Annotated in this window: 29 protein-coding genes; 25 read left to right on the plus strand and 4 right to left on the minus strand. The window is 69.0% G+C overall.

What is annotated here, in order from left to right; all coding sequences use genetic code 11:
* Positions 1-22 precede the first annotated feature (22 nt).
* The 3 genes from NON19_RS13405 to NON19_RS13415 all read left to right on the plus strand — a co-directional run bounded on the left by NON19_RS13405 (position 23) and on the right by NON19_RS13415 (position 2292).
* Positions 23-649, plus strand: a complete 627-nt coding sequence (locus NON19_RS13405) for a hypothetical protein (RefSeq protein ID WP_255927695.1) — start codon at positions 23-25, stop codon at positions 647-649.
* Entirely contained in the window at positions 646-1689 is a 1044-nt protein-coding gene (locus tag NON19_RS33410) for a helix-turn-helix domain-containing protein (protein WP_255927697.1), read from the plus strand. Before NON19_RS13405 ends, NON19_RS33410 begins: the two co-directional genes overlap by 4 nt.
* Before the next feature lie 162 nt (positions 1690-1851).
* Complete coding sequence (locus tag NON19_RS13415; protein ID WP_255927699.1) at positions 1852-2292, plus strand: hypothetical protein; 441 nt, start codon at positions 1852-1854, stop codon at positions 2290-2292.
* 1364 nt (positions 2293-3656) lie between these two features.
* On the opposite strand, the gene NON19_RS13420 is transcribed toward NON19_RS13415, so the two are convergent.
* Both NON19_RS13420 and NON19_RS13425 read right to left on the minus strand, forming a co-directional pair.
* On the minus strand, positions 3657-4355 hold the full coding sequence (locus NON19_RS13420) for an HAD family hydrolase (RefSeq protein ID WP_255927701.1): 699 nt from the start codon (positions 4353-4355) through the stop codon (positions 3657-3659).
* Positions 4345-5211, minus strand: a complete 867-nt coding sequence (locus NON19_RS13425; RefSeq protein WP_255927703.1) for a GntR family transcriptional regulator — start codon at positions 5209-5211, stop codon at positions 4345-4347. Before NON19_RS13425 ends, NON19_RS13420 begins: the two co-directional genes overlap by 11 nt.
* Before the next feature lie 133 nt (positions 5212-5344).
* On the opposite strand from NON19_RS13425, the gene NON19_RS13430 reads away from it, so the two are divergent.
* The 15 genes from NON19_RS13430 to NON19_RS13505 all read left to right on the plus strand — a co-directional run bounded on the left by NON19_RS13430 (position 5345) and on the right by NON19_RS13505 (position 13701).
* Positions 5345-5701 carry an SCO3933 family regulatory protein gene (locus NON19_RS13430; RefSeq protein WP_255927705.1) on the plus strand — a complete coding sequence of 119 codons (357 nt, stop codon included), beginning with the start codon at positions 5345-5347 and terminating at the stop codon, positions 5699-5701.
* 4 nt (positions 5702-5705) lie between these two features.
* The gene (locus NON19_RS13435; RefSeq protein ID WP_255927707.1) at positions 5706-7061 is read left to right on the plus strand and encodes an FtsK/SpoIIIE domain-containing protein; all 1356 of its coding nucleotides are present in this window, start codon (positions 5706-5708) and stop codon (positions 7059-7061) included.
* A gap of 88 nt (positions 7062-7149) precedes the next feature.
* Positions 7150-7359 carry a hypothetical protein gene (locus tag NON19_RS13440; RefSeq protein WP_255927708.1) on the plus strand — a complete coding sequence of 70 codons (210 nt, stop codon included), beginning with the start codon at positions 7150-7152 and terminating at the stop codon, positions 7357-7359.
* Positions 7356-7559: a hypothetical protein gene (locus tag NON19_RS13445; RefSeq protein ID WP_255927710.1), complete on the plus strand. Its 204-nt coding sequence runs from the start codon at positions 7356-7358 to the stop codon at positions 7557-7559. Before NON19_RS13440 ends, NON19_RS13445 begins: the two co-directional genes overlap by 4 nt.
* Positions 7560-7757: 198 nt before the next feature.
* A complete protein-coding gene (locus NON19_RS13455; RefSeq protein ID WP_255927713.1) occupies positions 7758-7922 on the plus strand; it encodes a hypothetical protein in 165 nt (54 codons plus the stop codon).
* 81 nt (positions 7923-8003) lie between these two features.
* A complete protein-coding gene (locus tag NON19_RS13460; RefSeq protein WP_255927715.1) occupies positions 8004-8660 on the plus strand; it encodes a DUF2637 domain-containing protein in 657 nt (218 codons plus the stop codon).
* Between the two features lie 24 nt (positions 8661-8684).
* A complete protein-coding gene (locus NON19_RS13465) occupies positions 8685-8873 on the plus strand; it encodes a mobile element transfer protein (protein WP_255927716.1) in 189 nt (62 codons plus the stop codon).
* A gap of 15 nt (positions 8874-8888) precedes the next feature.
* Complete coding sequence (locus tag NON19_RS13470; RefSeq protein WP_255927718.1) at positions 8889-9077, plus strand: hypothetical protein; 189 nt, start codon at positions 8889-8891, stop codon at positions 9075-9077.
* A gap of 22 nt (positions 9078-9099) precedes the next feature.
* A complete protein-coding gene (locus tag NON19_RS13475) occupies positions 9100-9387 on the plus strand; it encodes a hypothetical protein (RefSeq protein WP_255927720.1) in 288 nt (95 codons plus the stop codon).
* Positions 9388-9482: 95 nt separating this feature from the next.
* Positions 9483-9671, plus strand: a complete 189-nt coding sequence (locus NON19_RS13480; protein ID WP_255927722.1) for a hypothetical protein — start codon at positions 9483-9485, stop codon at positions 9669-9671.
* Positions 9672-9676: 5 nt separating this feature from the next.
* Positions 9677-9847: a hypothetical protein gene (locus tag NON19_RS13485; RefSeq protein WP_255927724.1), complete on the plus strand. Its 171-nt coding sequence runs from the start codon at positions 9677-9679 to the stop codon at positions 9845-9847.
* On the plus strand, positions 9844-10920 hold the full coding sequence (locus NON19_RS13490; RefSeq protein ID WP_255927726.1) for a DNA cytosine methyltransferase: 1077 nt from the start codon (positions 9844-9846) through the stop codon (positions 10918-10920). Before NON19_RS13485 ends, NON19_RS13490 begins: the two co-directional genes overlap by 4 nt.
* Positions 10917-12311, plus strand: coding sequence for a replication initiator protein RepSA (gene repSA, locus NON19_RS13495; RefSeq protein ID WP_255927728.1), 1395 nt, complete (start codon positions 10917-10919; stop codon positions 12309-12311). The genes NON19_RS13490 and repSA overlap by 4 nt, the downstream gene beginning before the upstream one ends.
* 2 nt (positions 12312-12313) lie before the next feature.
* The gene (locus NON19_RS13500; RefSeq protein ID WP_255927730.1) at positions 12314-12523 is read left to right on the plus strand and encodes an excisionase family DNA-binding protein; all 210 of its coding nucleotides are present in this window, start codon (positions 12314-12316) and stop codon (positions 12521-12523) included.
* Positions 12523-13701, plus strand: a complete 1179-nt coding sequence (locus NON19_RS13505; protein WP_255927732.1) for a tyrosine-type recombinase/integrase — start codon at positions 12523-12525, stop codon at positions 13699-13701. Before NON19_RS13500 ends, NON19_RS13505 begins: the two co-directional genes overlap by 1 nt.
* A gap of 448 nt (positions 13702-14149) precedes the next feature.
* On the opposite strand, the gene NON19_RS13510 is transcribed toward NON19_RS13505, so the two are convergent.
* Complete coding sequence (locus NON19_RS13510; RefSeq protein ID WP_255927734.1) at positions 14150-14665, minus strand: SgcJ/EcaC family oxidoreductase; 516 nt, start codon at positions 14663-14665, stop codon at positions 14150-14152.
* A gap of 381 nt (positions 14666-15046) precedes the next feature.
* Here NON19_RS13510 and NON19_RS13515 point away from each other — a divergent pair, with 381 nt between their 5' ends.
* From NON19_RS13515 to NON19_RS13545, 7 genes are all read left to right on the plus strand, one after another.
* A complete protein-coding gene (locus NON19_RS13515) occupies positions 15047-15304 on the plus strand; it encodes a hypothetical protein (RefSeq protein ID WP_255927736.1) in 258 nt (85 codons plus the stop codon).
* A 214-nt stretch (positions 15305-15518) separates the two neighbouring features.
* Positions 15519-16415 carry a bifunctional MaoC family dehydratase N-terminal/OB-fold nucleic acid binding domain-containing protein gene (locus NON19_RS13520; RefSeq protein ID WP_255927738.1) on the plus strand — a complete coding sequence of 299 codons (897 nt, stop codon included), beginning with the start codon at positions 15519-15521 and terminating at the stop codon, positions 16413-16415.
* Entirely contained in the window at positions 16416-16838 is a 423-nt protein-coding gene (locus tag NON19_RS13525) for a MaoC family dehydratase (RefSeq protein WP_255927740.1), read from the plus strand.
* Positions 16819-18003: a lipid-transfer protein gene (locus NON19_RS13530; RefSeq protein WP_255927742.1), complete on the plus strand. Its 1185-nt coding sequence runs from the start codon at positions 16819-16821 to the stop codon at positions 18001-18003. The genes NON19_RS13525 and NON19_RS13530 overlap by 20 nt, the downstream gene beginning before the upstream one ends.
* A 114-nt stretch (positions 18004-18117) precedes the next feature.
* Positions 18118-19374: a DUF1906 domain-containing protein gene (locus tag NON19_RS13535; RefSeq protein WP_255927744.1), complete on the plus strand. Its 1257-nt coding sequence runs from the start codon at positions 18118-18120 to the stop codon at positions 19372-19374.
* 257 nt (positions 19375-19631) lie between these two features.
* Entirely contained in the window at positions 19632-20144 is a 513-nt protein-coding gene (locus NON19_RS13540) for a SigE family RNA polymerase sigma factor (RefSeq protein ID WP_255927746.1), read from the plus strand.
* Positions 20145-20267: 123 nt separating this feature from the next.
* Positions 20268-21914 (plus strand): long-chain fatty acid--CoA ligase, encoded by a 1647-nt coding sequence (locus tag NON19_RS13545; RefSeq protein WP_255927748.1) that lies wholly within the window; start codon positions 20268-20270, stop codon positions 21912-21914.
* Between the two features lie 60 nt (positions 21915-21974).
* Here NON19_RS13545 and NON19_RS13550 read toward each other — a convergent pair whose 3' ends face one another.
* The gene (locus NON19_RS13550) at positions 21975-25397 is read right to left on the minus strand and encodes a PAS domain-containing protein (RefSeq protein WP_255927750.1); all 3423 of its coding nucleotides are present in this window, start codon (positions 25395-25397) and stop codon (positions 21975-21977) included.
* Positions 25398-25533 lie beyond the last annotated feature (136 nt).

Raw genomic sequence — 25533 nt, forward strand, 5'->3', positions numbered from 1 at the left:
TGGGGGCGGTATATTTTCCGGCATGATTTCCTACCCTGATTCCTCCGAGGTCCTGTCCGACTTAGGCCCGAAAGTGACACAAGGCCTGGTTGCAGCCGTTGACCAGGCCGCAAAAGATCTGCAGGAGTACCGCGCTGTGCACCCCTCCTGGGTGTCACAGAGCAGTGAACGCGGGCTGGCTAACTGGATCCACGACCGCCTGTGGGCGCATCTCACGGCGGAACTGGATGGGCACCCCGGTGTCACGCTTACCGACGGCGAGCCCACACGTGAACTGATCGTTGGAGTCAGCTATCGTCTTCGAGTCAAGCGTCATCGCGAAGACGGCCAGGTCAGGAGCTATGCGACCCAAACCGCCCTGGAGTTCTTCGCCCAGGGCACTCAGGAGACCTTCCCGGGGCTTGAAGAGGTCCGCCTGACTGCTGGTTACGAGTGGGACCCTGACGCCAGGAAGATCGGCGAGGCAGTGCTCTCCCTGCGTGATGGGCAGGAAAACGTCGTTTGGCTGGTGCCTCTCCGGGGTGTCGGCGAAGGTGCCGTCGACGGCAACGTGCAGCCTGTGCGTCCTGCTGCGCCGCAACCTCCCATGCCGTCTATTGAGGTACCGGCCACGGGTAAGCGTCAAGTAACGGAGGGCAAGGCAAAGTGAGCAGACTCGGCGATGCGATCACCACAGCTCGCCGGGCCCTTGGCATCACCCAGGAAGAGTTGGCAGCGGCTGCTGGGGTCACCCAAGGAGCCCTGTCGCGCTACGAGCAGGGCACGCGCGAGCCGGATGGCGATGTCGTGGCCCGTCTCGCCCATGCCCTTGGAGTGACGGAGCCTTTCCTCAAGGGGGCGGGCTCCGTCCGAGGCGCGATGGCGGTAGATGCCCATATGCGCAAGAGGGCGACCGCCAAGGCAACTACATGGCGGCAGCTTGAGGCACGTCTGAACATGTACCGCATGCACGTGCGTCATCTTATGGAAGAGGTCTCTCTTCGAGCCCAACAACGGGTGCCAACCTTTGATCCGATTGAGACTGACCCGGCTGATGCAGCTCGCATGGTACGGATGCAGTGGCGCATGCCAATCGGCCCAGTCCAGGCCATCACAACATGGATGGAATCGGCGGGATGTATCGTGCTCGCTGAGGATTTTGGCACCTCGCGAGTGGATGGCTTGTCGCAGTGGGTTGACGACTACCCAGTCGTTCTGATCAATCAGGCGGTTCCCGTTGATCGCCTCAGATTGACCTTGGGGCACGAACTCGGTCACCTATGTCTGCACTCCTCAGAAGTTACTCTCACTATGGAGGAGGACGCGACTCGATTCGCTGCTGAATTCCTGATGCCAGAGGAGGTTATTCGCCCTCAGCTCAGGAACCTCACATTGGGACGCCTGCATGACCTCAAACGTGAGTGGGGCACTTCGATGCAGGCACTCATTGAGCGAGCCTATGACCTGAACGTGATTAGCGCGGCCAAACGGACGAATCTTTACAAGTCGCTCAGCAACAAGGGTTGGCGCACTCGCGAGCCATTGAGCGACGAACTTGCCCCCGAAGTGCCTGTACTGGCCCAGTCAATTGGGGAAGCCATGGCAGACAAGGGTCTTACGCCTGAGGAGATCGCCTCAATCGCCGGGTTCTCGAACCCATCCAAGAACACGATCTTTGCTGCGCCAAAGCGCCGCCTCAGGGTGATCTAAAGCTGTTTCTGGGGTTTTCCTAAAAATGGGGCTGTAACACTCTGGGTTGTTACAGCCCCATCGAGGAAGCAGGGACTGGGGGGCCTACAAGCAGCGCAACGCCGTGGAGCGGTGTACCAACCGCCTGAAGCAGTGGCGCGGCATCGCGGGGTCGCTGTGAAGATGGGCGTTCGCCTGATCAACGGTGTGAGCGCCTGCGACGATGTGAGCATGCCGACGCCTGGAACGCCTCTCCCAGCTGCACTCATCCCCGACTGCACCAAACCGGAAGCTCACCACGCGGCCTATAGGAGCGCCAAGGCCAACGACGCGATCTTTGTGTGCATCGCCCGCCAGGGCCAGCGCTGGAAGGTGGAGCTTGACGCTATGGCCAGTAGCGGGCCCACCATCCCGGACCAGGCAGTGACAGTCCTGCAGTCCGCGGTTGAAGCATTGGTGTCTGCTGGCACAGCGACGCAAGCCAACATTGGGCCTGACTACATCTCCATGTGGGCGATCGAGAACGAGGAGAGGGCACGCGAGATCGCGGCTGCGTTCCATGCCGCTCTGCTCGGTCTCCAGCAGCTGTACACCGCGGTTCCGAGCCAGCGCGGGAGGGCCTAGCCTCCGAGTCCCCAGGCGCTTCGTGGCGAGGCGGGCGGCGCGGCCAGCGGATCGCGGATTACGGACCGCACCCCGGCTCCTGCACCGCTGCCATTCGCGGCTTGAGGGTGGGGGCCTCTCTGGGCCATCCACCCCTCCGGTCGATTCGCGGACGGATTTTCCATGACCAGGACGACACGTGGACGGGATCTGACTACCTCACTTCGCCCTCCGGTAAATTGGCAGGTCAGACAGGGTGCAGAGGGGTGAAGATTCAAGCGCCGCCCCTGCGCACGCGCCAGTAAACCTTCGGCCCAGGTCTACTCTCCGCTGGAGTCGCTCAACGTCTCCCAGGTCTCGTTGTCCTCCCGAACCTGTGCAGCTGGCGCCACGCATGTGTGGTGGCCGACTAGCCTCTACGCGAGGACGAGCGCCAGCACGTGACAGGGGCGACGCGGCGGAGTCGTTCTTGCTGGTTGCACGAAGGGTCTTCCAGTGCACCGGAGCGGATCGTAATTCTGCCCATGCATGGTGGCTGGTGCTCCCTCAGATGACTGCTGTCATGCCGGTTCAGCGGACCTCATGGGCCATCTGTGGGCCAGCAGGCGAGCTGAGAGCGACTAGGACGGCGTTCGAGCAGGTCACATGGGTTGTGGGCGCGGCTAGAGCGACGCTCTTGAAAACCGTCGTGGCAGCGATGTCACCGTGGGTTCAAATCCCACACTCTCCGCAGGTAAGGCGGTAGATCCGGCCCCTGAGCAGCCAGTTTGCTCGGGGGCCGGTCCCGTGTGCGCTGTCCCTGACTGACCGTGATTCCCCGTCAGTTCCCGTCCGTTCGGGCACGGTGGGGGCACGCGCTCTGGCCTCCGGCAGGAACCACAGCGGTCCCCGCTGCCATCCCGTCTGCCGTCGACCCACACGCTAGTGGAGCGGGCTTGGCCCCTGGTGTCCAGGTGGAGCGCGCCACTGTACGAACGACCTGGACACCAGGGGCCAAGGCTGCTCGGCTCTGCCTGGGTCGATGGCAGGCGGGATGGCAGCCCCCTACGCACGCCACAGCGGACGTGCAGACGCACGTGGAGCCCCCGCCATCCCGGAGCCGGAGCGCCCCCGCCGGAGGCTTTCTTCTCATCTGCTGTCCACGTCGCTGGCCCGGCCTGGTCTTCGCCCCTTGTGGGCGCGGTCGGCGACGGCGCGCGGCCCCCGGCGGCGAAGACGAGGAGGGGAGCCGTGCGGCGGCGACGACCGGCGCCGCCGCGCTGTGCGCGGCACCTGAACCCCTGGTTCAACTGCTTGCAGTCCTCGGGAGGCCGGTCCACCGCGAGCGAAGCGAGCCTTGATGAGGTAGAGAAACCTGTAACAGGTCCGCTCCGGGCTCCGGGCTCTTACCGGCTTCGCGGAGCCTGCATCGCGTCCGCGATGGTCTGCATGTGCTCCGTGATTGCTTCGGCTCTGGCGTCGGCGAACGCACGTAGCTTGTGGGGCTTGTTGGCGTAGCCGATCGCGGTGCTTCCCGCCGCGTGGGCTGCCTCAATGTCCGTCACGGAGTCGCCGATGAGCACGCATTGGGTCGTGGCCGTGCCCAGTTGGTCAGCGGCGCGGATCAGCGAGTGCGGATCCGGCTTCATGAGGTCTGGGCGGTGTAGCGGGCGTCCCACGACTTCGTGGACGTGTTTGGTCAGCGAGTGCCGCGCTAGGAAGGCATGCACACAGTCCGAAGAGTTGTTACTGACCACGGCGACGCGTCGCCCTGCTGTTTGAGCGGCTTCGAGCGCTGCAACAGCGCCGGGTGTGGGGTCGCCCGCCACTGCGACGGCTTCGATCTCGGCCGCGGTGAGAGCTTGTTCGATCTGCAAGCCCAGGGCCGTATCGGTCGCGTGGGTGAGACGTAGGACTTCGAGAGGATCGTCCGTGTCGGCGAGCTTTGCGCTTAGCACGGAATCCGGCGGTGCCGCGAGCTGCGCCAATTGCCTGGCTACCTGCGGAGCAGGCAAGCCTGCGAACACGTCGCAGAGTGGACCGTCGAAGTCAAACAGGATGGCTGAGGCTTGGGCTAGTGTCCTGGCCACAGTGTCAGTGCCCATCAAGATCGATTTCCCTTGCGATGGTCTCCCACACGCTGTCAAACCACATGCGGGCCTGCTGAACTTGCTGGGCGCCGCCGGAGGAGTCGCCATCGTTGACCGAGTGGTGGAAGAGCACGGTGTCCCGGCCGACCAGATCGTAGATTTCGATGGTTTCGCCTTGAGCCACGACCTTGTTGGGCTTGATCGGGTAGTAGCCGAAGAACGTATCGGCCTTATTGATCACGTACAGCTTGAAGAACTGAGTACCGCTGTGAACGCGCACGTCAACTCGCGTTTCGGGCACCAAGCCGAGGTGGCCCAACTCGGCGACTGAGTCGCGGATGCTTCGCGTGTACCCAAGCATGATTTCGTGCATGCGGCTACGTAGCCGCTCGTCGTCTGCGCAGTCCTCGCGGCGCACGGGCGCCGCCTGCGGCACAGACATGTCCGGTACCAGGATGCGCACGGTGATGCTCGACGGAGTGAGCCGTCCGATCCGGATCTTGTCCAACGGCTCTTGCAGTGCCCCGTGCAGCGTCTCACTGGAGAACCCTGCGAAGTCGATGGTGACTTCCTTGCTGGAGAACGCCTGTTCAACGTAGGGACGCAGCCCTGCGGGCCGTTCGGTCCGATTGCGGACGTAGACTCCGCTGCCCTTGCGGGAGACCACCAGGCCTTCGTCTTCCAGCTCCCGCAGTGCGCGTTGGATCGTCGCTCGTGCGAAGCCGTAGAGATCCGTCAGCTCTTTGTGGGACGGGAGTTTCTGCCCCGGCGCGAGCTTCCTTGTCCGGATCGCCGCGCCCAGACTGCTCGCCACCTGCTCATAAGGCGGCCGGTCGTCGTCGGGGTCCAGTGGGTCGGGGGCGAAGGTCATGCCTCGATCGTACGCGCGGACTCGCTCATCGGGACAGCCAGGACAGTCAGGTGTTGACATGACTAGCCAGGTTGCTTACGTTGGTCATGTACGGAGATGGCTAACCAGGCCAGTCACATGACAGGAGAGAGCTATGCCGTCCTTCAAGATCGACCTTTCGACCGCTGCGGTGTTCGTGGCGACCGCGCCCGCGCCGAAGCTGGTCAACCAGAAGACCGGTGAGCGGGCCGTGGACCGGGAGACCGGTGCGGGGCTGTCGACCGTGGGCCTTCTGGTCTCCGACGAGGGGGAGGGGAACCTGTACCAGGTGACCGTCCCGGAGACCGGGATCCCCGACGGGCTGGCCCCGGGTATGCCGGTCTCGGTGATCGGGCTGAAGGCTCGGGACTGGGAGAACGAGTTCAACGGCCAGAAGCGGCACGGGATCTCGTTCCGGGCCGTGGCTGTGACCTCGCTGGTCCCGGCTGTGGCTTCGAACGGTAAGGGCTGAGCCGGTGTCCGCGCTGCTGGTGCTCGTGGCGCTGGGGTTAGGACTCGCCGGTGTGCTGGTGCTGCGGCATCAGCGTCCAGCCTGGTACTGGCTGGCCATCGGCGGCTGGTTGGCGGTGCTGCGGGTCAGCTTCGGCTACTCGTCGGTGATGGAAGCGTGCGGGTTGACGGTCCCGCCGTCGCGGATGCGGCTGATGCTGGCCCGCGCGGCGAATCGGGAAGTCCCGCCGAACCGTCCGCCGCGTCTGGTTCGGATGCGGATCACGCGTACCGGCCTGGTCATGCGGTTGAGGCTGTGCCCGGGGCAGGATGCGTTCGACGTGGCCACGTCGACGGATCGGCTTCGGCATTCGTTCCTGATGCACGCGGTCACCTCCCGCGAGGTGAAGGCGGGTGTGGTGGAAGTGCGGATGACCGGCTATGACGTGCTACGTCGGGTGCAGATACCCGCAAGGGCTGAGCGGTCGCTGTTGCGGGTGCCGGTCGCGCTGGTCGATGACGGCTCGGTCCACTATCGGGACTTCCGCGAGGTGCCGCACCGGTTGGACTTGGGTGCCACGGTGTCGGGTAAGTCGGTGTCCTTGCGGAACTTGGTCACCGAACTCGCACCGCAACCGGTCGCCCTAGTGGGGATCGACTGTAAACAGGGTGTCGAGTTGGGGCCGTTGGCCCGCCGCCTGTCGGCCTTCGCCGACAATCCCGATAGCGCTGCCGATCTGCTGGAAGCGCTCGTTGAGCGGATGGCACAGATCTACCTGGTCATCCGTCGTGAGCAGCGGATCAGCGTGGACATCCCGGATGCGGAGATCACCGCCGATATCTGGGGCCTTCCCGAAGCCATCCGCCCGACCCCCGTGGTGCTCATCGTTGATGAGGTCGCGGAACTGCTGCTGATCTCTAGCAACAGTGAGAAGAAGCGCCGCGAGCGCACCATGACCGCTCTGGTCCGGCTGGCCCAACTCGGTCGTGCAGCAGGCATCTACCTGGAGATCTGCGGGCAACGCTTCGGCGCCGAACTCGGTGAGGGCACAACGATGTTGCGTGCTCAGTTGACCGGCCGCATCTGCCATCGCGTCAACGACGAGGGCTCCGCGAAGATGGCCCTCGCCGACATCTCCCCCGAAGCGGTCCTCGCCGCGACAACGATCGCGCCGAACCAACAGGGCGTAGCGGTCCTCGGCGACTCCTCCGGCGGCTGGGTCCGTGGCCGTGGCCCCTACGTCAGCCTGCGGCGCGCGGTCAATGTCTGCAACCGCTACGCCCACTTGACCCCTGACCTACCCGAACTCGCTCCATTCCGGCCCGCGTTGCCGGTGGCTGAGCCGGTCGACCTGGCCAAGCCCGTCCCGGCCTCCGCCTAGCCCTTCCCTGCTCCATCGGTCGGCGTGACCGCCTTCACGCCAAGTCCCTACCCGATCCATGCCCGAAACCAAGAAGGAGAGAGATCACATGTCGAACCGTGACCGTCGCACCAGCGCCGCGGCGGAGGACCGGCGGCGAACCGGCACTCTGGTCATGCACGCTATGCAGTACCTCAACGACCCTTCCGGCAAGCCGGATGGGAAGTTCGCGGACGTGATCATCACCGGCTGCACCGCGTCCAAGGGCAACAAGAACTACCCGCCCAAGGGCCACGGCTACCCCCGCAAGGACCGGTGATCGCCGTGTGCCTGCGCTGCCAGGACGGCATCGTGACCGGCGAACTGATCCACGACCTCATCGCCTACGAGGAACGGCCGGACGCCGACAGCGAGTTCGTCCAGCTCCTGCGGGGCGCCTTCCGCGCGGAAGCCTTCGCCCGGATGACCGACTCCTACCCGCCGATCGGCCACACCTTCCCCCGCTACGCGGGCGAGTGACCACCATGGCCACCACTCGACAGGCCACCCGCAGCAAGCCCGCCGAACCGCCCAAGTGCCCGGTCTGTAAGGGCACCGGCGAGACCACCATCACCGTCCGCGTCGGTCGCCGTCGCCGTGACACCGGCGCACAGCAACTGGGGCTCTGTCTGACCTGCCTCGGGTCTGGCGAAGCCCCCGCAAGGGAGGAGTAGCCCAGTGTTCGAGTTCCGCGTGATCTGTGACCAGGACGACGTGCCGTTCATCGTCCGTGACCTGTGCCGGACCTTCGTGGTCCGCAGCGTGAGGCGGTTCCCGGCCCGCACCGAAGGGCGCGAACGCCTCTACGTCGAAGCCGAACGCCAAGCCGAGCCCACCTTGTAGCCCCTGCCCCCCGGGGCCGGACGGACCGACTCCCTGTCCGGCCCCGGACACCGCTTCCACTCCTGGAAGGGAGGATCCGAAATGCGTCGACTGCCCCGGCTGGATGCGGTCTTGGTGCAAGCGGTGATCGCCGCCGCGCTGTCCTTCGCCCACCTGCACGACATCGCTGAAGCAGCCGGGCAAGACGGCTGGAAGGCGTGGGCCTACCCGATCAGCGTCGACCTGCTGCTGGTCGCCGCCTGGCGCAAGCTGCGGGCCAAAACCGCGCCCCGGCTGGCCTGGTGCTGGTTCACCATCGCCCTCACCGCTTCCCTGGGCGCCAACGTCGCCACCGCCGGATTCCTCGATCTGCACCACGCCCCGGCCTGGCTGCGCATGGTCGTGGCCGGATGGCCCGCCGCCGCCTTCCTCGGCGGCACCCTCCTCGCCCACACCACCAAAACCGAACCGGTCCCCGGCCCGGTCGAACCGGCGCCCGAAGCATCCCCTGCCGAACCACCCGCGACCGAAGCAGAGTTGCCCGCGCTCGTGTCGGCCGAACCGGACCCCGCCCCGGCGCCTGCCCTCCCGGCCTCGCCGGTGGCTGCCCCGGCGATCCCCGCCGCTCTGGTCGCACACGCCCGCAAGATCGCCGACACGCACCGCGCCACCACCGGACACCCGATCGACCCCGAAACCCTGCGCGCCCGGCTCGGCGTCCCCGCCGACCTGGCCAACGCCGTTGCCGCCGCCCTGTAACCCACCCGCGAAAGGACATCTGTCATGGCTGCTGCTCGCTTTTGGGACCTGTTCCGCATCGGCCCCGTAGAGATCGCCACCCACCGCGACCGGTACGGCCGCACCGCACACGTCGCCGCCTGCACCGCGCCCGGCTGCGACTGGTCCGCCGACTACCTCAACCGCTTTGCCGCCGAACTCGCCGCCCGTACCCACCGCTGCGCCCCCCGCTGACCGAGGATCCCCGTCATGACTGTGCCGTTGTGGTTCGTCGTCCTGGTCGTCAGTTGGCTCGCCGTTCGTCTGGTCCGCCCGCCGTGGTGGGTCGTCGCTCTGCTGCTCCTTGGCGGCTTCCTCCTCGCACACAGCTTCCTCGCCCCCGCGATCGAGTCTGGCACTCACACCGGCGTCGGCATCGTCAACGGCACCACCAAATAGTCCCGTTGAAAGGAGGAACCTCATGGACGGGAACCTAATCGCCGCCACCATCCTCTTCGGCCCCGGCGCGGTCGCCCTGCCCACCATCGCGGTTCTGTGGCACCGCACCAACAAGCAGCACGAGGTCGAGCGCGCGATCTTCGCCGAACACTGCGTCCGCACCACGCCGGGTGCACCGACCCCGCCGCCCGCCCGCGAACCGGCCCCCGTGATCACCACCCCGGCACCCGTGCTGGCCTTGGTCCCCGCCCCCGTGGCGGAGCCGTCCGCGCCCGTGATCGACCTGACCACGCGCAAACGCATCGCCTAACCGGCCCCCGGGGCGGCCTCGATACCGCCAAGCATCCGCCGCCCCGGGCGCCTTCACCCCTTCCAGATCCACCGGACCCGAAAGGAACCCTCATCATGCCCGAGATCACCCCTGCCGCGATTCGCCGGTGCGGGTACTGCGACGGCTTCCCCGCCGTGGCCATCACCACCGGCCTACGCACCGCCGACGGTGACCGCGAGATCGTCACCGTGACCTGCCCCGCCTGCAAGGGCACCGGTACCGCCCCGTCCGGCCGCCCCCGCCTCGCGACGGCCGGAAGGTGATCGCAGTGAAGCTCTTGGACTGGCGCGACCGCAAGCACTTCGACCCCACCGGCGACAAGCCTTGCGTGATCTGCACCAAGCCCACCCCGCTGCGCTCGGACAACGGCAAGCCCGTGCACAAGGTGTGCGCGGAGGACTGGCTGGACACCCACCCGCGGAAGGTGGAACAGCGATGACCAACTCCCCGGCCTGCCGCGTGCTCGACCTGTTCGCTGGCCCCGGTGGATGGTCTCAAGGACTGCGCCGCCTGGGCATAGCCGAAGTAGGCATGGAACTCGATGCTGTAGCCTGCGCCACCCGCACCGCCGCCGGACACACCACCATCCGCGCTGACGTGGCCACCTACCCCACCGCTCACCTGCGCGGGAAGATCTCGGGGCTGATCGCCTCCCCACCCTGCCAGACCTTCTCCGCCGCCGGACTGCGCGCTGGCGAGGATGACACAGACCTGTGTCACCAAGCCCTCGCAGACCTGGCCGCCGGGCGCGACACCCGCGCCGCTTTGCGCACCAGGTGCGTCGATCCTCGTTCGCTCCTGGTCGTGGAGCCTTTGCGCTACGCCCTCGACCTGCGACCCGACTGGATCGCACTGGAGGAAGTCCCCTTCGTCCAACCGCTGTTCGCCCATACTGCCGTGCACTTGCGCGCTCTCGGGTACTCCACCTGGGTCGGCGTCCTGAATGCCGCCGACTACGGAGTTCCCCAAACCCGCCGCCGTTGCCTGCTCCTGGCATCCCGCACCGACCCGGTCACCCCGCCGCATGCCACCCACGCACGAACGGCCGAGCCTGAAACGCTGTTCGGCCCCGGTCGCCTGCCGTGGGTCACCATGGCCGAAGCCATCGGCTGCCCCACCGGCGAAGTCGTGACTCGTGGAGACCGCCACACCGGCGGCACCCGCTTCTCCACCACCGGCCCCACCTGGACTATCACCGGCTGCGCTCGCGGGTGGACCCTGCGGGTCGGCAACCGCCAACGGGCAACCCGCCGCGGCATCGACGCACCCGCGCCCACCCTGCTGTTTGGCCACGCCCTCAACGACGTGTCCTGGTACGACGATCAGGGCACTGCGGTACGCCGCCTCTCGGTCGCCGAAGCTTCTGTTCTCCAGGGCTTCTCCGTCAGCTACCCCTGGCGCGGGTCCCGCACCAAGCAGTTCGAACAGATCGGCAACGCCGTCCCCCCACCCCTGGCCACCGCGGCCCTGTCCGCGGTACTGCCCACCACCGCCTTGGGGGTGGCTGCGTGACCGACGCCGCCACCCTGGCGGGCCTGGACCCGACCACCCTGCAAGATCTCTTGCGGGTGGCCGGGCAACCGGGCTTCGACCGCTGGCAAGAGCAGATCCGCCGCACCGGCGGATGCGCCGACCCGATCCACCTGGTCGGCTACACCAAGACCCTGGACCCGGCCACCGGCACGGTCCTGCACACCTACTCCACCGACGCCGAGCCGGGCGGGCGTCTGCGGGTCGCCTGCGGCAACCGCCGTGCCTCGCGCTGCCCGTCGTGCGCGTGGACCTACGCCGGGGATGCCTATCACCTCATCCGCGGGGGCCTGGTCGGCGACGCTGGCATGGGCGTCCCGGATCGGGTCCGCGAGCACCCGGGCGTCTTCGCCACCCTGACCGCGCCTTCGTTCGGCCCGGTCCACAACCGTTCCGACTCGGGCCGTTGCCGCTGCGGGACCGCCCACCCGCAGGGCTCTGCCGAGTTGGGCACCGCGTTGGATCCAGAGCGGTACGACTACGCGGGCGCGGTGCTGTGGAACAACCACGCCTCCGACCTGTGGCGCTACTTCACCATCTACCTGCGTCGTGAACTGGCCGTGCGCTCGGGCCTGACACAAGCTCGGTTCCGTGAGGTGTGCCGGGTCTCCTTCGGGAAGGTGGCGGAGTTCCAAAAGCGCGGGGCGGTGCACTTCCATGCCGTCATCCGGCTCGATGGTCCCGAAGGTCCGCAGGATGCCCCGCCCCACTGGGCCAGCACCGACCTGTTGGAGGATGCGATTCGGGCTGCCGCCTATCGCGTGTCGGTGCCCGTGCCCGCTAGCGGTGACTACCCTGCCCGCGTCTTGCACTGGGGCGGTCAGGTGGACGTTCAGCCCATCGCCAGTACCGCGCTGGATGGTCGGGAGGTAACGGAACAGGCCGTGGCCTCCTACGTGGCCAAGTACGCCACCAAAGCGGCCGAGACGACCGGCACCGTAGCCCGCCGCATCGGAGAACTGGCAGAGCTGGACAAGCTCCCCGACCTGCCCGAGCACACCCGGCGTCTGATCCAAGCGTGCTGGGAGCTGGATGAGGACTACCCGGAGCGCAAGCTGTGGGCCTGGGCACACATGCTCGGCTTCCGCGGCCACTTCCTCACCAAATCCCGCCGTTACTCCTCCACCTTCGGCGAACGCCGACAGGTACGCGCTGACTACCGGGCCGCACAGGAACGTCAACGCCTCGGCCTGCCTGCTCTCGACGAAAACCCGGAAGGCACCACGCTGGTCCTTGCCCACTGGACCTACGCCGGACATGGACACACCCCGGGCGAATCCTGGCTCGCCGCCACCATCGCCCGCGACATCCAAGCCAACCGTGAGATCGCCCGCGAAGCCCTGGCGGACCTGGATGACGAGGGGGAGTGGTGACCATGGCTGACCGACTCCTGGAGGTTACGGAGGTGGCCGAACGGCTGGGCACAGGCGTGCGCTTCCCTCGGAGGCTGATCGAGGAACGCCGGATTGCCTTCGTCAAGGTGGGCCGACATGTTCGCATCCGCGAAAGCGTTGTTGAGGCGTACATCGAAGCCAACACCGTATGCCCTGTCACCACGGTCCAGCGCCTGAAGGCGGTGGCCTGATGGCTGGCAAGCGCAAGTCCCGCCGCTCGTTCGGCCGCGTCCGCAAGCTCCCGTCCGGCCGCTTCCAAGCCAGGTACCCGGGGCCTGATGGTGTGCTCCGACCAGCGGACCGAACGTTCGCAACATCAACGGACGCCGACCGGTGGCTCATGCGGAAGCGCATCGAGATCGAAGAGGGCCGCTGGCTTGATCCGGCTGAGGGGCAAACGACGGTACGGGACTGGGCCGCCCGCTGGCTCGCTGCCGTCTCGCCTCAGCTCAAGCACAAGACCCAAGCGTCGTACCGGTCCCTGATCAACTCGCTGATCAATCCGGCGATGGGAGATCGTGAGCTGTCGAGTCTCCGCCCGATCACGATCGCTGAGTGGGTCGGCGGGATGAAGACCAAGGGCCTCAGCGCTTCGCGCATCCGGCAGGCGTATCGCGTCCTGTCACAGATCATGCGGTCGGCTGTCGACAACGACATGATCTCGCAGACGCCTTGCCGGGGCGTGAAGCTGCCTCGAATGCCGCAGACCGAGCCGCACATCCTCACCCCGCTCGAAGCGTCCCGGATCGTGCGGAGCGCCGAGAGGCCGCATGACCTGTTGATCGCAGTCCTGGCGTACGCGGGCCTGCGGGTCGGCGAGGCGTTCGCCTTGCGCCGTGCGGACATCGACGTCTCCGGCGGCTTCGTCCTCGTGGACGAGAACCTTGCCGAAGCGAACGGCGCCTTGGTCTTCGACACACCCAAGTCACACCAGAAGAGGATCGTTCGCGTTGGCCCGTCTCTCGCGAAGCGGCTCGGGAAGCATCTGGAGACCCTGCCGGGTGGGGATGACGCGCTCCTGTTCACGACGCCCGGAGGGAAGCCGCTGCGCTACAACCAGTGGCGCAAGGCGTACTTCGACCCCGCCGTATCGGCGGCCGGGCTGACGGACGTGACTCCGCACGATCTCCGCGCCTCGCACGGGACATGGGTCGCTGACCGGTATGGCGTGATGACCGCTGCTCACCGGCTTGGCCATGCGAACGCGAGCGTCACGACTCGGCACTACGCCCGGCCGGTGGCTGGTCGTGATGACCAGGTGGCCGAGGCGGCTGACTCCTGGCTCAGCGGACACGACCATGAGCCTGGGGCACGTAGCGGGCATGACGACGATGACGATGGCTCCTCCGGGGTGCTTGCGCCCCTCTGACCTGCGGTGGAGCGCTCGGCCCGCGTGATCCTCAAAAGGTCTTGAAAACCGTCGTGGCAGCGATGTCACCGTGGGTTCAAATCCCACACTCTCCGCGCAGCTAGAAAAGGCGCGGGTCGGAGCGGGTTCCGGGTCATCCGGAGCCCGCTCCGACCGCGTTGCCTGTCTCACCCCGTGCCCCTGCATCCCATTGTTGACCAGCGTGTGCGGCCAACCTGCTGCCAGGGTCGTATGACTTGCCGTTGTCCATCCAACCGGTGCCCACTTTCGGGCGGCTCTTGTTCAGGATGAGTTCGCCCCAGCCGGTCGCGGGCAACTCGCAGGCCCGCTCGGTGAGTTGCGCCACTCCCCCTGCCGGGCGCCCCGCGCAGGCGAGGTGATCCGTACGTCGACGACCCGCAGCCCGGAGCCCGCGACGCCGTTCAGGCGCGTATGGCCAGCACGGTAGTCAGCTCCCGGTCGGTAGTACCGAGGAGTGGTGGTTGATGATGAGCCACCGGCCGCCACGAAGCGCGTAGACGAAGGTGTAGCGGGCGTCGACCTTGGACTTGGTGCCGTTCGCCTTGGTGAGCGTGAACTGGTAGAGGCCGGTGTCGACGGCCGCGGTGGGGCCGAGGATGTTGATAACCCGCCTCTGGATCCTGCCGACAGGCTTGCTTTCGAGGAAATGCCTGAAGTAGTCGACGATCTCGGCTCGGTTGGTGCGGATTCGGTCCGAGACTGTTGGCAGCAGCACGGCGTCGGGCGCGTAGAGGTCCGCGACGCGGCTCGGGTCACCGGTGGCGAGTGCCGCGTTCCACTGGTCGAACAACGCCGCGATCTGTCCGCGTGAGGGCAGTTGGGTTGTGGCCGTCTGTGTGGCGCGGGGCTGGGCACGGATCGCGGTCGCGCAGGTGGGTCCCGCACCGGTGAGGAGTACGGCGGTGGCGGCAGCAGCGACCCCGGTGGTGTACATGCGCCTCATGACGTACCTCCCGCGTTCTCCGGGTTTGCGCGTCTGTAACACCAGCCTCTCCCATCACGCACGATTCAGCACGCCCAGAGCTGCGAAGGCACGTATGACGGGCTCAGAGCCGGGGCCAGCCGATGGCGGCCCTTCGCTCCAGGTGGGGCTCCGCGTCTTCCCCCGGCGGTATGGAGCAGGCGGCCGTCCTCGGCGCCGGGTCGTGTGTCGAACCCGATGTTCATCGAGGTTTATCGAGAGGCCGTCACGCGTGCGAGGTAAATGGAGCGCTCGGCGCGGTAGTTGGGCGTGCCCATGGGCAAGTCTGGATTCGCGGCGCCGCAGAGCTGGCGGAGCGGTTGGCCGGCCGTCCGCCCACACCGGTTCCTGGAGGGAATTGAAATGAGCAAGATCCGTACCGCCCGTGTCCTGGCCGCGTTCGCCGCGCTGCCGCTCACCGCGGTTCTGTTCGCGGGCACCGCGTCGGCGGACAACGGTTCCTTCGCGAACGACCACTCGCAGTCGAGCGTCAACAGTACGGGGCAGGTGTCCTCGGGTGCGGGCGCCACCAACCAGAGCAACACCGCCAGTGCGAACGGCTCCGGTGACACCCGTATCGAGCAGCGGAATGTGCGGGTGGTCTTCTGCAGGGGCTGGTGAACACGGCGCGAGGGCCCGGCGCGCTGCCATAGGGGGCGTCGACGCGGGTTCCGCGCGGCAGGTGGGTGAGGTGGCTGTGCGACGGCGTGATCAATGCCGTCGCACGGCTTTTTTGGTTCTTTGGCGCTGTTCCAGACGTCCCGCGTTGTCCACAGGGTGTGGACAACGCTCCCGCGTCTTGACGCCCTGGGATTAACTGACGGACAGTCAGAAGATGTCGGATGCGGAGTTCCAAGAGCGGATCAAGGCGTACGAGGGACGGTCGGCCGTCGTCGGCGGGGTGGGCCGGGACCCCGTCAACTCCCCCATGATCCGGCACTGGTGTGAGGCGCTGGGCCACCCCGTACCCGTCGACGGCACCGCGCCCGCCACCATGTTGCAGGTGTGGACCATGGCCGGACTCTCCGGCCACGGCGACCGGTCCGGGCCGTACGACGAACTGCTGGGGATCCTCGACGCCGCCGGGTTCACCGCTGTCGTCGCCACCGACTGTGAGCAGGAGTACCTGCGCCCGCTGCGTCCCGGCGACCGGATCGCCTTCGACGCCGTCATCGAGTCGGTCTCCCCGCGCAAGACCACCAAACTCGGCACCGGCTACTTCATCACCACCAGGATGGATCTGCGCCGCGGAACCGAACCCGTCGGCAGCCACCGTTTCCGGATCCTCAAGTACGCGCCCGCGCCGCCGCAGAAGCCGCAGAAGACGGCCGCCAAACGGCCCCGCCCGGTCATCAACCGCGACAACTCCGGTTTCTGGGAGGGCGTTTCACGGCACGAACTGCTCATACAGCGCTGCACGGACTGCGCTACACCGCGCTTTCCCTGGCTGCCGGGCTGCGACCGGTGCGGTGGGCAGGGGTGGGACACCGTCAGGGCGAGCGGTTCCGGCACGGTCTACTCGTACGTCGTCATGCACCACCCCCCGTTCCCGGCCTTCGCTCCGCCGTACGCGGTGGCGCTGGTGGAACTGGCCGAAGGGGTGCGGATGGTGGCCAACGTGAGCGGTGTCCCGTACGACAAGGTGCGCATCGGCATGGCAGTGGAGCTTGAATTCACCGAGGTCGAACCAGGGTTGACGCTTCCGGTGTTCCGGGCGAAGGAGGAGGTTTAGATGCGTACCGGTGACGAACTGGCGCCGCTGCGCATACCGATCACCCGGACGTTGATCGTCGCCGGTGCCATCGCCACCCGTGACTACCAGGACGTGCACCACGACGCCGAGGCCGCCCGCGCCAAGGGCTCCCCCGACATCTTCATGAACATCCTCACCACCAACGGCCTGGTCGGCCGCTACGTCACCGAACACCTCGGACCGGCCGCCGAACTGCGCGAGGTAGCCATCCGCCTGGGCGCGCCCAACTACCCGGGCGACGAGATGGAGTTGACCGGACGCGTCACCTCCGTCGAGGCCGACGCCGACGGCGAGACCGCCGTCATCGAGGTGGTCGGCGCCAACGCGCTCGGCCAGCACGTCACCGGACGGGTCACCGTCCGACTGCCACGGGGAGGCGGCCATGAGCCTGCACGGCCCTGACGCCCTCGGCGGGCGCGCCGCGATCGTGGGGATCGGCGCCACGGCGTTCACCAAGGACTCCGGCCGCAGTGAGCTCGCCCTCGCCGCCGAGGCGGTGCGCTGCGCGCTGGACGACGCGGGACTGCGCCCCGGGGACGTCGACGGGCTGGTCACCTTCACCATGGACACCAGCCCGGAGATCACCGTCGCGCAGGCGACCGGCATGGGCGAGCTGTCCTTCTTCTCCCGTGTCCACTACGGCGGCGGCGCGGCCTGCGCCACCGTCCAGCAGGCGGCGCTCGCGGTCGCCACGGGGGTGGCCGAAGTGGTGGTCTGCTACCGGGCGTTCAACGAGCGCTCCGGCCGCCGGTTCGGCTCCGGCGTCCAGCACCGCGAACCGTCCGCCGAGGGAGTGGCACTGGGCTGGGTGCTGCCGTTCGGACTGCTGACGCCCGCCTCATGGGTGGCGATGGCCGCTCAGCGGTACCTGTTCAGGTACGGGCTGAGCCCCGACGCCTTCGGGCCGGTCGCGGTCGCCGACCGTCGGCACGCCGCCACGAATCCGGCCGCGTACTTCTACCGCAGGCCCATCACGCTCGCCGATCACGCCGCCTCGCGCTGGATCGCCGAGCCGCTGCGGCTGCTCGACTGCTGCCAGGAGACCGACGGGGGTCAGGCACTCGTCGTCACCTCGCTGGAGCGCGCCCGTGACCTGCGGCAACGACCCGCGGTCATCGCCGCGGCGGCACAGGGCGCGGGCCGTGCGCAGCAGCAGATGACCAGCTTCTACCGTGACGACCTCAGCGGGCTGCCGGAGATGGGGGTGGTCGCCCGCCAACTGTGGCGCTCCTCGGGGCTCGGGCCCGGCGATGTGGACACGGCCGTGCTGTACGACCACTTCTCGCCGTTCGTACTGATGCAACTGGAGGAGTTCGGTTTCTGCGGGCGCGGCGAGGCGGCCGACTTCGCCGCCGACGGCGGGCTGGAGATCGACGGGCGGCTGCCGGTCAACACCCACGGCGGCCAGCTCGGCGAAGCGTATCTGCACGGCATGAACGGCATCGCCGAGGCGGTACGGCAGGTGCGCGGCAGCAGCGTCAACCAGGTCCCCGGCGCGTCCTTGGCGCTGGTCACCGCGGGCACCGGTGTGCCGACATCCGGTCTGCTGCTGGGCCGCGACGGCTGACGGCCGCCGCGCGCACCACTCACGGGGGACCCGATGGGTGCAGACGGCTGAACCCGACGTTCCATGGGGCGCGCCTCCCGCGTACCGTGCCCGCCGCCCTTTTGACTCCCCGTCATGCGCGATAACAACCGGATCATCCGACTTGTGCTTGTCATGCTGGCGTCCCTCGCCTGCGGGGCGGCGGGCGTCATGCCGGTCGCGGCGAAGGGCACGGCGCGGCCCGGCCCGCACCAGAGGGTCCTCTACGCCCACGCACGCCACACCGGCCGGGCACCGTCGCGTAGGCCCGGCGGCGCCCCCCGCACGCCGTCGCACAGACCCCGCGACCCAGGTCCCGCCTCCGGACCGTCGCCGCTCGGACCCGGCCCGGTGCCAGCACCCGGCCAGCCCCGCAACCCGTTCCCGCCTCCCGGCTGGCCCGGCGACCTACGGCTGCCCGACCTCGGCGACCTGCGGGACCTGGGCAACCTGGGAGACCTCGGGGACCTGGGCGGCGTCGGCATCGTCGGCGGCCTGGACACCCCTGGCGTGCCGGCGCCCACCCAGCCGCCCACCATGCCGACGCCCACCCCGCCCAGCACGCGCAACCCGCACCAGCGCGCCGGCCAGTCGCATGTGTGGCCCACCACCGACGACCCGCGCCACCACGGCGCCCAGATCTTCCAGGGCTGGGGGTTCGACATCTGCTCGGCACCCTCGCTGGACACCATGCGGGCCTGGCGGGACTCCAAGTACGGCGCGATCGGCGTCTACATCGGCGGCAGGTCCCGCAGCTGCCCCCAGGACAACCTGACCGCCCACTGGGTGCGCAGGGTGACCAAGATGGGCTGGCGGTTGCTGCCGGTCTACGTCGGCTCCCAGTCCCCGTGCGCCACCGCCGAACGGCACCGGGTGAACGTGATCGACGAGGAGGACATCGACGGCCAGGCCGCGCACGAGGCCGACGACGCGGTCTACAACGCGGAGCGCCTCGGCATGGAGCGCAACAGCCCGATCTACCTCGACATGGAGTCCTACGACACGCAGTACCGGTTCTGCACCCGCCCGGTGCTGGAGTTCGTCCAGGCCTGGAGCAGGGAGCTGCGCGACCGCGGCTATCTGCCCGGCTTCTACAGCAACGTCAACGCCGGAATCGCGCAGATGGAGCGCGCCCGCCGACACGGCCACCCCGACCTGCCGGACCTGCTGTGGTTCGCGCATTGGGGCGTGGAGCCCGACGTGTACGACGAGCCGAAGCTGTCCAGCGGCGCCTGGCGCCCGCACCGCAGGGTCCACCAGTACGCCGGTGACAAGCGCGAGACGCACGGCGGCCGGACCATGGTCATCGACCGTGACCTGGTCGACGCACCGGTGGCGATCATCCGCAAGTAGGGCTGACGCGGCCACATCACACCCGGCGCGCGCGGCCGTCGCCCGGGGCAGCCGTCACCTGCTGTGGCGCCGCCCTGACGCGACCGGCACCGGGCGCGCGCCGTGGTCCGCGGCCGTGGCTGTGCACTCGGGTGGAACCCCGAACCGTGTCCACCCTCGGGAGGTAGGAAGGGCCCGCCCCCTACGACTTCAGGGTGACCCCGCTTCGGGACCTGCGGCCGATCCCCGGCGCCGTCCGCGCTCATAGCGTTGAGTGCATGACCACGCCTGTGTGCACCAGCGCTCAGCAGCAGTTCACCAGTTACGTCCAGGACAGGGGACCGGTGCTGCTGCGCACCGCCCGTTCCCTGACCGCCAACCCGTGTGACGCCGAGGACCTGTTGCAGACGGCGCTGGCCAAGACCTATCTGGCGTGGGACCGGATCGCCGACCACGGCGCGCTGGACGGCTATGTACGGCGCACGCTGGTCAACACGCGCACCTCGCAGTGGCGCAAGCGCCGCCTGGACGAGTTCGTCTGCGAGGAGCTGCCGGAGAGCACCGAGCCCGGGCCCGACCCGGCCGAGCGCCAGGCGCAGCGCGACGCCCTGTGGACCGCGATAGCCCGGCTCCCCGCCCGGCAGCGCGCGATGGTCGTGCTGCGCTACTACGAGGACCTCACCGAGGTGCAGACCGCCCAGTTGCTCGGCGTCTCGGTGGGCACGGTCAAGAGCTCGGTCTCCCGGGCCCTGGTGAAGTTGCGCACCGACCCCGAACTCCTCGCCTGGTAACCGCGTCCGCCCCCTGGACGGAAACCACCGACCTCGTCGAAGACCGCCACACGGTAGTGACATACCGCTGGGTATGCCGCCACAATCGCCGGAGATACTCGCCCGTAACGTGGGAGGCTCCCGGTGCTCAGCACGATGCAGGACGTACCACTGACCGTCACGCGCATCCTCGTCCACGGTGCGCTGGTCCACGGGCGGTCCCAGGTGACGACCTGGACCGGGGAGGGCGAGCCGCGGCGCCGCTCCTTCCGGGACATCGGGATCCGCGCCGTACAACTGGCCAACGCGCTCCGCGACGAACTCGGCGTCGCCCCCGACGACCGGGTGGCCACGCTGATGTGGAACAACGCCGAGCACGTCGAGGCGTACTTCGCGATCCCGGCCATGGGCGCGGTGCTGCACACCCTCAACCTGCGGTTGCCCGCCGAGCAGTTGACGTGGATCGTCAACCACGCGGCGGACCGGGTCATCCTGGTCAACGGCACGCTGCTGCCGATGCTCGCACCGCTGCTGCCCCGGCTGGAGTCCGTCGAGCACCTGGTGGTCGTCGGGCCCGGCGACACCTCCGTACTCGACGGCTGCCGCCCCACCGTCCACGAGTACGAGTCGCTGCTCGCCGACCGCCCGCGCCGCTACGACTGGCCGGAGCTGGACGAACGGCAGGCCGCGGCGATGTGCTACACCTCGGGCACCACCGGCGACCCCAAGGGCGTGGTCTACAGCCACCGTTCCATCTACCTGCACTCGATGCAGGTCAACATGGGCGAGTCGTTCTCGCTGTCCGACCGGGACACCACCTTGCCCATCGTCCCGATGTTCCACGTCAACGCCTGGGGCATTCCGCACGCCGCGTTCATGACCGGCATCAACATGCTGATGACCGACCGGTTCCTGCAGCCCGCCGCCATCGCCGAGATGATCGAGGCCGAGCGGCCCACCCACGCCGCCGCCGTTCCCACCATCTGGCAGGGGCTGCTCGACGAACTCGACGCCCGGCCCCGGGACGTCTCCTCGGTGCGCCAGGTGATAATCGGCGGCTCGGCCTGCCCGCCCTCGCTGATGCGGGACTTCCAGGAGCGGCACGGCATCGAGGTCTGCCACGCCTGGGGGATGACCGAGACCTCACCGCTGGGCACGACCTCCCACCCCCCGGCCGGTGCTGAGGGCGACGAGGCGTGGGCGTACCGGTTCACCCAGGGCCGGTTCCCGGCCTCCGTGGAGCCCAGGCTGATCGGGCCGTCCGGTGAGGTGATGCCGTGGGACGGTGAGAGCGCGGGCGAGCTGGAGGTGCGCGGGCCGTGGATCGCGGGCGCCTACTTCGGCGGCGCCGGGGCCGAACCCCTCACGCCCGAGGACAAGTTCCACGACGGCTGGCTGCGCACCGGTGACGTCGGGGTGATCTCACCGGACGGCTATCTGACGTTGACCGACCGGGCGAAGGACGTCATCAAGTCGGGCGGGGAGTGGATCTCCTCGGTGGAGTTGGAGAACCACCTGATGGCCCACCCCGATGTGGCGGAGGCGGCCGTGGTCGCGGTCCCCGACGAGAAGTGGGGCGAACGGCCCCTGGCCACCGTGGTGTTGCGGGAGGGCGCCTCGGTGGACTACGCCACGCTGCGCGTCTTCCTCAGCGAACGCGTCGCCCGCTGGCAGGTTCCGGAGCGCTGGACGATCGTGCCTGCCGTGCCCAAGACATCGGTGGGCAAGTTCGACAAGAAGGTGATCCGCCGACAGTACGCGGACGGCCAGTTGGACGTCACACTGCTCTGATCCGCCCTGCCCACCTGGCGGTTGGGATGGGTCCGGCGGTCGGCTGACCGCCGGACCGTCCTACGCCTCGGCGCCGATCTTGCTCAGCAGGTCCACGATCCGGCCCTGCACCTCGGCACTGGTGGAACGTTCCGCGAGGAACAGCACCGTCTCGCCGGAGCCCAGGCGCGGCAGTTCGGCCGGTTCGATGTCCACCGAGGTGTAGACGACGAGCGGGGTGCGGTTCAGCAGACCGTTGGCCCGCAGCCAGTCGACAATCCCCACCCGGCGCCGCCTGATCAGCATCAGATCCATCACGACCAGGTTCGGTCGCATCTGTGCGGCGAGCGTTGCGGCGTCGCCCTCCGACGCCGCGTGCGCCACCTGCATGCCGCGCCGCTCCAACGTCGCGGTGAACGCCGCCGCGATGTCCCGGTGGCTCTCCACCAGCAGCACCCGCGGCGGGTGCTGCTCACTGTCCCGCGGCGCCAGCGCCTTGAGCAGCACCGCCGGATCGGCGCCGTACGCCGCCTCCCGCGTCGCCTGCCCGAGCCCGGCCGTCACCAGCACCGGAACCTCAGCGGCCACCGCCGCCGCCCGCAACGACTGCAGCGCGGTCCGGGTGATCGGCCCGGTCAGCGGGTCCACGAACAGCGCCGCCGGATACTCGGCGACCTGCGCGTCCACCTCCTCCCGCGACCGCACCGTCACCGGACGGTAGCCGCGGTCGGTCAGCGCCTGCCGGGTCGACACATCGGGCTCCGGCCAGACCAGCAGCCGACGCGGACTGCTCAGCTCCACGCCCACGCCGTCCGCCTCCGCGGCGGGCGCCGCCGGGGCCGCGCTGACCTCCACCGCACCGTTCGGACCGTCCAGGTGCTCGGGTCCCTCGTCACCCTCGGCGGGCGCGCCTATGGCGAACGCCTGACCCTCACCCTGGCTGTCGCTGGCCTGGAACGCCGGATTCGACGCGCCCGCCCGCTCCGTCGGGTGCTGCCGGGCGGGCTCACCGGCCTGCGGCTGCGGGGGAGCCGTCAGCTTCCGCCGCCGCCCGGAACCGCCACCCACGGCGGGCTGCCCGGCCGGGGGCGTCTGCCCCGGCTGGACGTACGCCACGCCCTGCCCGAGCGTCCGCACACTGATCGCCCGGCCCTCCGACTGCGGCGACTGGGCGGCCTGCGGCGTGCCGTTGGCGTTGTGCCAACCGGACGGATTCTGCTGGCCGTTGGCCTGGTACGGGGCCGGACGTGCCGCCTGCGCCGGGCTCTGCGGCTCGCCCTGCGGCGGTCCTTGGTGCACCGGCTCGTCCACGGCGTCGGTGGCCGGGGGCAGCGAACCCGGCGACTCCGGCTCCGCGGCAGGCTTCCTGGCCCGGCGACCGGACGGTCGCGGCGCCTGCTCGGCGTCGGGCGACGGCAACGCCGGTTCGATCGCCAGCGGTTCGGGTTGCTGCGGACCCGTGCCCTCCGGCAGCGCGCGCGCCCGGCGCCCACGGGGGGTGGCCGTCGCCTGTTCAGGCAGCGCGGGCAGGGCCGGGCGGCCGGGCTCGGGCTGCGGCGCGGCGGGCAGCCCCTCGGCCAACTCGGGCTCAGCCGACTGGGCGGGCGGCAACGCGTGTGCGGCTGGCCGCGCGGGCGGCAACTCGGGTTGCTGGCCCTCGGCCAGCGCGCGCCGAGCCCGGCGGCCGGTCGGCTTGGCCTGCGGCCCGGCCGCGTTGGAGCCGTTGGTTCCGTTCACCGCGACGTCGTCCGGGCCGGGCGGCTGCTCGATGCCGCCGGGCTCCGCACGGCGCAGCGCACGGCGGCGGCCAGTGGGCTGGTCCTGCGGGGCGGCGCTCGCCGAGGGGCCGGCCGGGAGCGCGATCGAGCCGCCGTTGCTCTCGTCGACCGGCCGCCGCGGGCGCGGCGTCCGACCGGCGCTCTGCCCGGCCGCCTCCTGCGGCTTCGGCCTGGCCGCCGTGCCCTGCGTGCCGCGCGCCGGGGCGGACGGCATCGGCAGTACCGTCGTCTCGGAGTCACGCGCGACCGCCTTGCCGGGCGCCGCCTCACCGCCGCCCTCGCCGACCGGCACCTCAAGCACATAGGCGCTGCCGCCCTGCCCCGGAACCTCGTGTGTCTGCAGCACTCCGCCGTGCCGCTCCACGATGCCGCGGGTGATCGGCAGATGGACCGGGCTGCCGCCGCTGTGCGGGCCGCGCACCTCGATGCGGACCACCTCGCCGCGCTGCGCCGCCGCGACCACGATCGTGGAGTCACCGCCTCCGGCGACCACCGAGGTGCGTCCGGTGGCGTCCACCCCGGCCACGTCGGCGATCAGATGGGCGAGCGCCTGCGACAGCCGCGGCCCGTCCACCACCGCCTGGATCGGCGGCGCGTGCACCGCGTACTGCGCGCGGCCGGGACCGATCAGGTCGATCGCCCCTTCCACGCCCGCCGCGACCACATCGTCGAGGCCGACCGCCGCCTTCTCCAGCTTGTCCTTGCCCGCGTCCAGCCGCTGGAACGCCAGCACGTTGTCGATCAGCGCGGTCATCCGGGCGTATCCGGCGGCCAGATGGTGCAGCGTCTGGTTCGCCTCCGGCCACAACTGCCCGGCCGGATCCGCCGCCAGCCCCGACAGCTCGGTGCGCAGCTCGTCCAGCGGCGCGCGCAGCGAGGCGTCCAGCACCTCACGCAGTTGCGCGTGGCGGGCGGCCAGCGCGTCGAAGCGGCTGCGGTCGGTGAACGACATCACGGCGCCGACCAGTTGGTCGCCCTCGCGCACCGGCGCGGTGGTCAGGTCGACCGGCACCGGGCGCCCGTTCTTCGTCCACAGCACCTGCCCGCGCACCCGGTGCTTGCGCCCCGAGCGCAGCGTGTCGGCGAGCGGTGTCTCCTCCCACGGCAGCGCGCTGCCGTCCGCCCGCGAGTGGTGGATCAGCGGATGCAGCTCCTGACCGCCCAGATCGCTGGCCCGAAAGCCCAGGATCTGCGCGGCGGCCGGGTTGACCAGGACGACCTTGCCCTCGGTGTCCACGCCGACCACGCCCTCGCTGGCGGCGCGCAGGATCATCTCGGTCTGCCGCTGCTGGCGGGCGAGTTCGGCCTCGGTGTCCATGGTGCCGGTCAGGTCGCGCACCACCAGCATCAGCAGTTCGTCACCGGTGTACAGATGGTGCGGATCGGCGTACGGGGTGCGCCCGTCCTCCAGGTTGGCGCTGGTCACCTCGACCGGGAACTCGCTGCCGTCAGTGCGCCGGGCGACCATCCGGGTCGGCTTGGTGCGCCGGTCCTCCTCCGAGTCCGGGCGGCGCATCGAACCAGGGATGCGCCGGGAGTCGAAGGCGGGCAGCAGATCGAGCAGACCCCGACCGACCAGGGCGGTGCCGGGCGCCTCGAACGTTTCCAGGGCTATGGCGTTGGCGTTGACGACCGTACCGTTGGCGTTCACCAGCAACAGCGCGTCGGGGAGGGCGTCGAGTATTGCCGCGAGGCGAGCAGCGCCTCGGGATGGCCTGCTGCTCACGAGACGCGTCCTCCCTGATACCGCACTTGCTGATACCGCTCTTTGTTCAGCTGGCTCGGCGATCGCGGGCTGCTATCACCGATGGCCCATCTTGCCCTTCCCCCCGTGGCATGTCACCACAGGAGTGTAAGGGGCG

This window comes from Streptantibioticus rubrisoli, assembly GCF_024436055.1.
GTDB lineage: Bacteria > Actinomycetota > Actinomycetes > Streptomycetales > Streptomycetaceae > Streptantibioticus_A > Streptantibioticus_A rubrisoli.

Bases quoted from the DNA above. Each gene is read 5' to 3' on its own strand.
- NON19_RS13405 (WP_255927695.1), top strand. From the start codon at position 23: ATGATTTCCTACCCTGATTCCTCCGAGGTCCTGTCCGACTTAGGCCCG.
- NON19_RS13415 (WP_255927699.1), top strand. From the start codon at position 1,852: ATGGGCGTTCGCCTGATCAACGGTGTGAGCGCCTGCGACGATGTGAGC.
- NON19_RS13420 (WP_255927701.1), bottom strand. From the start codon at position 4,355: ATGGGCACTGACACTGTGGCCAGGACACTAGCCCAAGCCTCAGCCATC.
- NON19_RS13425 (WP_255927703.1), bottom strand. From the start codon at position 5,211: ATGACCTTCGCCCCCGACCCACTGGACCCCGACGACGACCGGCCGCCT.
- NON19_RS13430 (WP_255927705.1), top strand. From the start codon at position 5,345: ATGCCGTCCTTCAAGATCGACCTTTCGACCGCTGCGGTGTTCGTGGCG.
- NON19_RS13440 (WP_255927708.1), top strand. From the start codon at position 7,150: ATGTCGAACCGTGACCGTCGCACCAGCGCCGCGGCGGAGGACCGGCGG.
- NON19_RS13460 (WP_255927715.1), top strand. From the start codon at position 8,004: ATGCGTCGACTGCCCCGGCTGGATGCGGTCTTGGTGCAAGCGGTGATC.
- NON19_RS13465 (WP_255927716.1), top strand. From the start codon at position 8,685: ATGGCTGCTGCTCGCTTTTGGGACCTGTTCCGCATCGGCCCCGTAGAG.
- NON19_RS13470 (WP_255927718.1), top strand. From the start codon at position 8,889: ATGACTGTGCCGTTGTGGTTCGTCGTCCTGGTCGTCAGTTGGCTCGCC.
- NON19_RS13475 (WP_255927720.1), top strand. From the start codon at position 9,100: ATGGACGGGAACCTAATCGCCGCCACCATCCTCTTCGGCCCCGGCGCG.
- NON19_RS13480 (WP_255927722.1), top strand. From the start codon at position 9,483: ATGCCCGAGATCACCCCTGCCGCGATTCGCCGGTGCGGGTACTGCGAC.
- NON19_RS13490 (WP_255927726.1), top strand. From the start codon at position 9,844: ATGACCAACTCCCCGGCCTGCCGCGTGCTCGACCTGTTCGCTGGCCCC.
- NON19_RS13500 (WP_255927730.1), top strand. From the start codon at position 12,314: ATGGCTGACCGACTCCTGGAGGTTACGGAGGTGGCCGAACGGCTGGGC.
- NON19_RS13505 (WP_255927732.1), top strand. From the start codon at position 12,523: ATGGCTGGCAAGCGCAAGTCCCGCCGCTCGTTCGGCCGCGTCCGCAAG.
- NON19_RS13510 (WP_255927734.1), bottom strand. From the start codon at position 14,665: ATGAGGCGCATGTACACCACCGGGGTCGCTGCTGCCGCCACCGCCGTA.
- NON19_RS13515 (WP_255927736.1), top strand. From the start codon at position 15,047: ATGAGCAAGATCCGTACCGCCCGTGTCCTGGCCGCGTTCGCCGCGCTG.
- NON19_RS13520 (WP_255927738.1), top strand. From the start codon at position 15,519: ATGTCGGATGCGGAGTTCCAAGAGCGGATCAAGGCGTACGAGGGACGG.
- NON19_RS13525 (WP_255927740.1), top strand. From the start codon at position 16,416: ATGCGTACCGGTGACGAACTGGCGCCGCTGCGCATACCGATCACCCGG.
- NON19_RS13530 (WP_255927742.1), top strand. From the start codon at position 16,819: ATGAGCCTGCACGGCCCTGACGCCCTCGGCGGGCGCGCCGCGATCGTG.
- NON19_RS13535 (WP_255927744.1), top strand. From the start codon at position 18,118: ATGCGCGATAACAACCGGATCATCCGACTTGTGCTTGTCATGCTGGCG.
- NON19_RS13540 (WP_255927746.1), top strand. From the start codon at position 19,632: ATGACCACGCCTGTGTGCACCAGCGCTCAGCAGCAGTTCACCAGTTAC.